This window comes from Methylibium sp. T29 (assembly GCF_000576205.1).
GTDB classification, from domain to species: Bacteria; Pseudomonadota; Gammaproteobacteria; order Burkholderiales; family Burkholderiaceae_C; genus Methylibium; species Methylibium petroleiphilum.
Window position 1 is genome coordinate 1 of sequence record NZ_AZND01000146.1, and the last position, 8,438, is coordinate 8,438.

Genomic DNA, 8,438 nt, shown 5'->3' on the forward strand with positions numbered 1-8,438 from the left:
CGCGCCACGCGCGCCAGCGCCGCCAGCGTGTGCGCGACGACGCTGCGGCCGGCGATCTCGCGGTACTGCTTGGGTCCCCCCACGCCGGCCCGCTCGCCGACGCCCGCACAGGGCACGAGCGCATAGCACCGGGGTGGCTCGAGAGCGGGATTCGGGGTCATCGGATGCCGATTCTAGAATTCACCCCGTGGATCGCCCCGCCTGCTCCCGCGGCGGGGCGATCTGCTTTCGACTTTCTTCACCGCATGGACCTCCCCGCCCTCGCCCCCGGCAAGCGCTACACCCTGCCCCGCCCGTTCGGCTCGGCCGATGCACTGCTGCTCGCGCGCTTCGCCGAGCAGCGCGCCGCGCAGGGGCAGATCACCGCCGTCATCAGTGCCGAACCGGCCGACACGCAGCGGCTGCAGGACGAACTGGCCTTCTTCGCGCCAGGCTTGCGCGTCGCCGTGTTCCCCGACTGGGAGACGCTGCCTTACGACAGCTTCTCGCCGCACCAGGACCTGATCTCCGAGCGGCTGGCCACGCTGTGGCGCATCCTGCATGCGCGGAGCGAGGGCGCGATCGACGTGGTGCTGATGCCGGCGACCACGGCATTGCTGCGGCTCGCGCCGCCGTCCTTCCTGGCGGCCTACACCTTCCACTTCGTGCAGAAGCAGAAGCTCGACGAGGCGGCGCTGAAGGCCCAGCTCACGCTGGCCGGCTACCAGCACGTGAGCCAGGTGGTGTCGCCCGGCGAGTACGCGGTGCGCGGCGGGCTGATCGACCTGTTCCCGATGGGCTCCCCGGTGCCCTATCGCGTGGACCTGTTCGACAACGAGGTCGACTCGATCCGCACCTTCGACCCCGACAGCCAGCGCAGCCTCTACCCGGTGCCCGAGGTGCGGCTGCTGCCGGGCCGCGAGTTCCCGATGGACGAGACGGCCCGCACCGGTTTCCGCGCCCGCTGGCGCGAGAAGATGGAAGGCGACCCGAGCCGCTCGCGCCTCTACAAGGACATGGGCACCGGCCTGGCCGGTCCCGGCATCGAGTTCTACCTGCCGCTGTTCTTCGACGAGACGGCGACGGTGTTCGACTACCTCGGCGCCGCGGCCGAACTGGTGCTGCACGGCGAGGTCGATGCAGCGCTGAACAAGTTCTGGGGCGAGACGCGCGAGCGCCACCGCTTCCTGCAGCACGACCCCGAGCGGCCGATCCTGCCGCCGCAGGAGATCTACCTGCCGCCCGACGCCTTCTTCGCGCGCTGCAACGACCATGCGCAGCTGTCGCTGCGCGGCAGCGACCCGCTCGAATGGGTGCGCCCGCTGCCCGATCTGGCCGTCGAGCGCGGCACGCCCGACCCGCTGCGCAAGCTGGAGCAGCACCTCGCGAAGCAGGGCACCGACAGCGCCGGCCCGCGCGTGCTGCTCGTCGCCGAGAGCGAGGGCCGCCGCGAGAGCCTGCTGGAGCTGCTGCGCGACCACCAGCTGGAGCCGCCGACGGTCGCTTCGCTCGCGGACTTCGAGGCCGGCGATCACCGCTACGCGATCACCGTCGCGCCGCTGGCGAGCGGCTTCTTCTGGGTCCGTGGGTCGGGAACGCCCGGCATCCAGTTCGTCACCGAGACCGAGCTGTTCGACGCCGCACCCACGGTACGGCGCCGCCGCAAGCAGGAGCAGACCAGCGATGTCGACGCGCTGATCAAGGACCTGTCGGAGCTCAAGGTCGGCGACCCGGTGGTGCATGCCAACCACGGCATCGGCCGCTACGTGGGGCTGGTCAACATCGACCTGGGCGACGGGCCGAGCGAGTTCCTGCACCTCGAGTACGCCGACAAGGCGACGCTTTACGTGCCGGTCGCGCAGCTGCAGCTCATCAGCCGCTACACCGGCGTCAGCGCCGAGGAGGCGCCGCTGCACCGGCTGGGTTCCGGCCAGTGGGAGAAGGCCAAGCGCAAGGCGGCCGAGCAGGTGCGCGATACCGCCGCCGAGCTGCTGAACCTGTACGCGCGCCGCGCCGCCCGTGAAGGCCATGCCTTCCGCTTCTCGCCGCAGGACTACGAGGCCTTCGCCGCCAGCTTCGGCTTCGAGGAAACGGCCGACCAGCGCGCCGCGATCCACGCGGTGATCCAGGACCTGGTCAGCCCCAAGCCGATGGACCGTCTGGTGTGCGGCGACGTCGGCTTCGGCAAGACCGAGGTGGCGCTGCGTGCCGCCTTCGTCGCGGTCACCGGCGGCAAGCAGGTGGCGCTGCTGGCGCCGACCACGCTGCTGGCCGAGCAGCACTACCAGAACATCGCCGACCGCTTCGCCAAGTGGCCGGTCAAGGTGGCCGAGATGTCGCGCTTCCGCTCGGCCAAGGAGATCAAGGCGGCGATGGCCGGACTGGCCGAGGGCACGATCGACATCGTGGTCGGCACACACAAGCTGCTGAGCCAGGACACCAAGTTCGCCAACCTCGGGCTGCTGATCATCGACGAGGAGCACCGCTTCGGCGTGCGCCACAAGGAAGCCATGAAGCGCTGCGCGCCGAGGTCGACGTGCTGACCCTCACCGCCACGCCCATCCCGCGCACCCTGGGCATGGCGCTCGAGGGCCTGCGCGACCTGAGCGTGATCGCCACCGCGCCACAGCGCCGGCTGGCCATCAAGACCTTCGTGCGCGGCGAGTCCAACGGCACCATCCGCGAGGCGGTGATGCGCGAGCTGAAGCGCGGCGGTCAGGTCTACTTCCTGCACAACGAGGTGGAGACCATCGAGAACCGCCGCCGCACGCTGGAGGAACTGCTTCCGGAAGCGCGCATCGCCGTCGCCCATGGCCAGATGCCCGAGCGCGAGCTGGAGCGGGTGATGCGCGAGTTCGTCGCGCAGAAGCACAACCTGCTGCTGTGCTCGACCATCATCGAGACGGGCATCGACGTGCCCACCGCCAACACCATCGTGATGAGCCGCGCCGACAAGTTCGGCCTGGCACAGCTGCACCAGCTGCGCGGGCGCGTCGGCCGCTCGCACCACCAGGCCTATGCCTACCTGCTGGTGCCCGATGTGGAAGGCCTCACCAAGCAGGCCGCGCAGCGCCTGCAGGCGATCCAGGACATGGAGGAGCTGGGCTCGGGCTTCTACCTCGCGATGCACGACCTGGAGATCCGCGGTGCCGGCGAGGTGCTGGGCGAGAACCAGAGCGGCAACATGATGGAGGTCGGCTTCCAGCTCTACAACGAGATGCTGGCCACCGCGGTGCGCGAGATGAAGGCCGGCCGCGAGCCCGACCTGCTGAACCCGGTGAACGTGGCCACCGACGTCAACCTGCACGCGCCGGCGCTGCTGCCCGACGCCTATTGCGGCGACGTGCATGTGCGCCTGTCGCTCTACAAGCGGCTGGCCAGCGCCGACCGGCTGGACAAGATCGACACCATGCTCGAGGAAATCGTCGACCGCTTCGGCAAGCTGCCGCCGCAGGCGCAGACGCTGTTCGACGTGCACCGCCTGCGCGTGCAGGCGCGCGCCTACGGTGTGCTCAAGATCGACGCCGGCCCGCAGGCCATGAGCATCGGCTTCCGGCCCGACGCGCCGGTCGACGCGCTGCGCATCATCGAGCTGGTGCAGAAGAACCGGCACATCAAGCTGGCCGGCAACGACAAGCTGCGCATCGAGAAGGCATTGCCCGATCCGATGGCCCGCGCCCAGTTCATCCGCGACGTGCTGCGCTCGCTCGGCACGCCCACCCCCGCCCTTTCCGCATGAGCATGACGCCACCGACCGAGTTCGCCCCGGGATTGACCGTGCGGGGCATCGCGCCGCCGATGAAGCTGCCGGACTTCGGCCTGATCGCCTTCGACATGGACTCGACGCTGATCAACATCGAGTGCGTCGACGAGATCGCCGACGCGGCCGGCCGCAAGGCCGAGGTCGCGGCCATCACCGAGGCCGCGATGCGCGGCGAGATCGCCGACTACAAGGACAGCCTGCGACGGCGCGTGGCACTGCTGAAGGCGTGCCGGTGACGGCGATGCAGCAGGTGCTCTCCCAGCGCCTGCAGCTCAACCCCGGCGCCGAGACGCTGGTGCGCGCCTGCCGGGCCGCGGGCCTGAGGAGCTGCTGGTCTCGGGCGGCTTCACCTTCTTCAGCGACCACGTGCGCGACCGGCTGGGCCTCGACTTCACCCGCAGCAACGTGCTCGAGGTGGCCGAGGGCGCCCTCACCGGCCGGATGGTCGACCAGGACTGGGGCGACATCTGCGATGGCGAGGAGAAGCGGAAGATGCTGCTCGCCACCTGTGCGCAGCTGGGCATCGCGCCCTCGCGCGCGATCGCCATGGGCGACGGCGCCAACGACCTGCCGATGATGGGCGCTGCCGGCCTGTCGGTGGCCTACCACGCGAAGCCCGCGGTGCGGGCGCAGGCGATGGTATCGATCGAGCAGGGCGGGCTGGACCGTCTGCTCGAGGTGATGTCGCCGCACTGAGCGCTGCCCTGTCCCGGGGCAGGCCGGATCGCTCCGGCAGGAATGGTTTGTGCATAGCAGCAATCCATTACCAACCCCGGAGGGCCCCGCCATGCTCGATCGCACCGCCACGAAGTTCTCCCACGTCAAGCCGACCGACACCCACTTCCGCAGCGACGGCTTGCGCGATTTCTTCCTCTACCGCGATCTGGGCATCGCCGAGGCCACCAACGGCAAGGTGATCGCGCAGCTGGTGATCGCGAACAATGCACCGGAGAAAGGCACGGGGTGGCACCGCCATGAGGCGGAGTTCCACATCGTGATCATGCTCCGGGGCTGGGCGAAGTTCATGTACGAGGATCAGGAGACGCTGGTCTCTGCCGGCGACTGCGTGCACCAGCGCCCGGGCGTCCGCCACTTCCTGTTCGACTACTCGCCCGACATGGAGTACCTGGAAGTGGTCGGCCCGGCCGACTTCAAGACCATCGACGTCGATCCGGTCTGCGATATCCCGGCGCCCAAGGCCTGGTTCTGAGAACGCCGGGCCCGTTTCCGTCCCCCGCCAGGGCGGGAGCGGGCCGGCGGTGACGGCGGGCGGTCAGAACTCGACTTCGAGTTCCTCCATCGACTCCGGCTCGGTCTTCGCGGCCGCGATCCATTCCTGCATCTCGGGCATCGACATCACCCGCAGGCAGTACTCGATGCAGGCGCGGTCGCTGATGCGCACGTCGTAGGTCTTGAGCCGCGTGACCACCGGCGCGTACATCGCATCGGCCATCGTGCGGTGCTCACCGAACAGCCATGGACCGCCGTAGCGCTTCAGGCAGTCCGACCAGATCTCGACCACGCGCTCGATGTCCGACTGCGCCCGGCTCCACACCTTGTAGCCCGGGAAACTGCCCTTCAGGTTCATCGGCAGCGCCGAGCGCAGCGAGCTGAAGCCCGAGTGCATCTCGCCGCAGACGGCCCGGCAGTGCGCGCGCGCCGCACGATCGGCCGGCAGCAGCCCGGCCTTGGGCTTGATCTCGTGCAGGTACTCGGCGATCGCCAGCGTGTCCCACACGTCGACCTTGTCGTGGCGCAGCGCGGCACCAGGATCGAAGGCGCCAGCAGCAGGATCTCGGCCTTCACGCCCGGATCGTCGGGCGGCAGGACGTGCTCGCTGAAGTCCAGCCCCGCGAAGCGCGCGAGCAGCCAGCCGCGCAGGGACCACGACGAATAGTTCTTGCTGCTGATCGTGAGCGTGGCCTTGGCCATGGTGCATCCGTCCTCCAGGTGCACTCCCTCCCGCAATCGCTGTGCCAGCCTGGGGCGGCGACTCCGCATGGCCTGCAACTTGCCTGCGGTGCCTTGCATGACCCCGCCTGTCGACGGGGGATGAGGCAGCCCATGATGTACCAGGCCTACCAGAACCACACCGATCTGCTGGCGCCGCTCCAGACGGCGGCCAGTACCGCAGCGAGCTACCTCAGCCACGAGTGGTTCGTCCTGAAGCAGCTGCCGGCGGTGCGCAAGCTGGCTGCCGCCTGCGAGGTGTTCTCGCTCGCCAGGCTGACGCACCAGCGGCCCGAGTTCCGCATCAGCTCCGTGCGGGTCGGCGAGCGCGAGCTGAAGGTGCGCGAGGAGGTGGTGACCAGCACGCCCTTCGCCACCCTGCTGCGCTTCGTGCGCGAGGACGCTCCGGCCGACCAGCCGCGCGTGCTGATCGCCGCGCCGCTGTCGGGCCACTTCGCCACGCTGCTGCGCGACACGGTGCGCACGATGATGGCCGACCACGACGTCTACATCACCGACTGGCACAACGCCCGCCATGTGCCGCTGGCCGAGGGGCCGTTCGGCCTGGACGAGTACATCGACCACCTGATCCTGTTCCTGGAGACCATGGGCCCCGGCTCGCACCTGATGGCGATCTGCCAGCCTGCGTGCCGGCGCTGGCCGCGGTGGCGCTGATGAGCGAGGACGACAACCCGGCGCAGCCGCGCAGCATGTCGCTGATGGCCGGCCCGATCGACTGCCGCATCAACCCGACCGAGGTGAACAAGCTCGCGACCAGCAAGCCGATCGAGTGGTTCGAGAAGAACCTGGTGCACGACGTGCCGCTGCGCTATGCCGGCGCGATGCGGCGCGTGTACCCCGGCTTCCTGCAGCTCACCGCCTTCATGAGCATGAACCCGGACCGGCACCGCAAGGCCTTCGCCGACCTGTACCACCACATCGCCACCGGCGACATCGAGAAGGCCGAGGCCACGCGGCAGTTCTACGAGGAGTACTTCGCGGTCAACGACCTGGCCGCCGAGTTCTATCTGGAGACCGTGAAACTGGTGTTCCAGGACTACGCGCTGGCGCAGGGCGAACTGAACTACCGCGGCCGCACCGTCGACACCCGGGCGATCCGCCGCACCGCGCTCTTCACCGTCGAGGGCGAGCGCGACGACATCTGCTCGATCGGCCAGACCGTCGCCGCGCACGACCTGTGCGGTGGCCTCGCCCCCTTCCGCAAGACCCACCACGTGCAGCTCGGCGTGGGCCACTACGGCGTGTTCAGCGGCCGGCGCTGGCAGCAGCAGATCTACCCACGGGTGCGCGAGCTGATCCACGTGAGCCAGTGACGGCCCGTTGCGGGCCTGCGGCGCCGCAGCCCGGGCTTCGCCGCTAGACTGATCCTCCATGAAGAGGATGAAGATCGATTTCGTGTCCGATGTGGTCTGCCCTGGTGCGCCATCGGCCTGAACGCGCTGGAGCAGGCCATCCAGCGCCTGGACGGCGAGCTGTCCGTCGAGCTGCACGTCCAGCCCTTCGAGCTGAACCCGCAGATGCCGCCCGAAGGCGAAGAGATCGTGGCCCACCTCACGCGCAAGTACGGCATCACGCCGGAGGACTGCGCGCGCAACACCGAGATGATCCGCGTGCGCGGTGAGACCGTGGGCTTCCGCTTCGGCCGCCGAAGCCGCACCTGCAACACCTTCGACGCCCACCGGCTGCTGCACTGGGCCGGCCTCGAAGGCCGCCAGCGCGAACTGAAGCACGCGCTGCTGCGCGCCTATTTCACCGACGGCGAGAACGTCGCCGACCCCGGCCTGCTGGTGCGCGTGGCGGGCGAGGCGGGGCTCGACCCGCAGCGCGCGCAGGCTCTGCTGGCGTCGGACGAGTTTGCCGCCGAGGTGCGCGAACAGGAGCAGCTCTGGCTCGACCGCGGCATCCATTCGGTGCCCTCGATCGTCATCGACGGCCGGCACCTGGTTCAAGGCGGCCAGCCGGTCGAGGTGTTCGAGCAGGTATTGCGGGAGCTGGCCGGGCGGGCGTGAACGGCCCGTCGTCCGGCACCGACTCACCATCCGCGCCGGCACTCGTTCAGCGCGGCACCGCTTCCAGGATCCGACCGGCCAGCGCGTCGTAGTCGCCGCCGAAGTGGTGCCCGCCCGGCAGCGCCAGCGCGCGCACGTGCTTCGGTGCGAGCTGGGGGCACAGCGAATCGCGCTCGTCGCTGCCGTGGATGCACAGCGTGCCCGCGGCCGACAGCTTCTGGGCCTCGGGGGCGATCGGGCGGTCGCCGCTGGCGCCGATCCAGTGGGTCACGTGGAACTCGAACGCCGCCTTCTGGCCCAGGCCGAGCAGCGCCGTCAGTTGCACGCTGGCGCGCGTGCGGGCCGGCAGTCGGTTGATCGCGAAGGGCAGCACGTCGGCGCCCTGCGAGTAGCCGATCAGCAGCACCTCGCTGCGCTGCCAGCGTGCGGCGTAGTAGCGGATCAGACGGTCGAGGTCGGCGGCCAGGCCCTCGGGCGTGCGCGCGCTCCAGAAGTAGCGCAGCGAATCGAAACCGGCCACCGGCACGCCCTGCTTCGCCAGCGCGGCGGCGATGCTCTTGTCGATCCCGGCCCAGCCGCCGTCCCCCGACAACAGCACCGCGAAGCGCCGAGCGTTGCCCGCATCGCTGCCGGCCGCCGCCGTCGCCGGCACCTCGACGATCGGCAGGTCGGCCAGCTGGGCCGGTGGCGCGCCGAGCGACACGCGGTGGGTGGCC

Annotated in this window: 3 protein-coding genes and 5 pseudogenes; 5 read left to right on the forward strand and 3 right to left on the reverse strand. The window is 69.8% G+C overall.

Going from position 1 to position 8,438, the window contains the following annotated elements; translation table 11 throughout:
• Positions 1–161: 2-C-methyl-D-erythritol 4-phosphate cytidylyltransferase (locus x551_RS27940; protein ID WP_173402815.1), on the reverse strand; the 161-nt coding region annotated here is incomplete at its 3' end.
• Positions 162–245: 84 nt separating this feature from the next.
• Here x551_RS27940 and mfd point away from each other — a divergent pair.
• The 3 genes and pseudogenes from mfd to x551_RS15230 all read left to right on the forward strand — a co-directional run bounded on the left by mfd (position 246) and on the right by x551_RS15230 (position 4,952).
• A pseudogene (mfd, locus tag x551_RS15220) lies at positions 246–3,718 on the forward strand (transcription-repair coupling factor).
• A gap of 2 nt (positions 3,719–3,720) precedes the next feature.
• Positions 3,721–4,438 (forward strand): annotated as a pseudogene (gene serB, locus x551_RS15225) (phosphoserine phosphatase SerB).
• A gap of 91 nt (positions 4,439–4,529) precedes the next feature.
• The gene (locus x551_RS15230) at positions 4,530–4,952 is read left to right on the forward strand and encodes a cupin domain-containing protein (RefSeq protein WP_011829166.1); all 423 of its coding nucleotides are present in this window, start codon (positions 4,530–4,532) and stop codon (positions 4,950–4,952) included.
• 63 nt (positions 4,953–5,015) lie between these two features.
• Here x551_RS15230 and x551_RS15235 read toward each other — a convergent pair.
• Positions 5,016–5,674: pseudogene (locus x551_RS15235) on the reverse strand (glutathione S-transferase family protein).
• Positions 5,675–5,806: 132 nt separating this feature from the next.
• On the opposite strand from x551_RS15235, the pseudogene phaZ reads away from it, so the two are divergent.
• Together phaZ and x551_RS15245 are read left to right on the forward strand one after the other, a co-directional pair.
• Positions 5,807–7,026 (forward strand): annotated as a pseudogene (gene phaZ, locus x551_RS15240) (polyhydroxyalkanoate depolymerase).
• A gap of 58 nt (positions 7,027–7,084) precedes the next feature.
• Positions 7,085–7,722 (forward strand): annotated as a pseudogene (locus x551_RS15245) (DsbA family oxidoreductase).
• Between the two features lie 46 nt (positions 7,723–7,768).
• Here x551_RS15245 and x551_RS15250 read toward each other — a convergent pair.
• Positions 7,769–8,438, reverse strand: a 670-nt coding sequence (locus x551_RS15250) for an AcvB/VirJ family lysyl-phosphatidylglycerol hydrolase (protein WP_036249278.1), incomplete at its 5' end; no start/stop codon positions are given.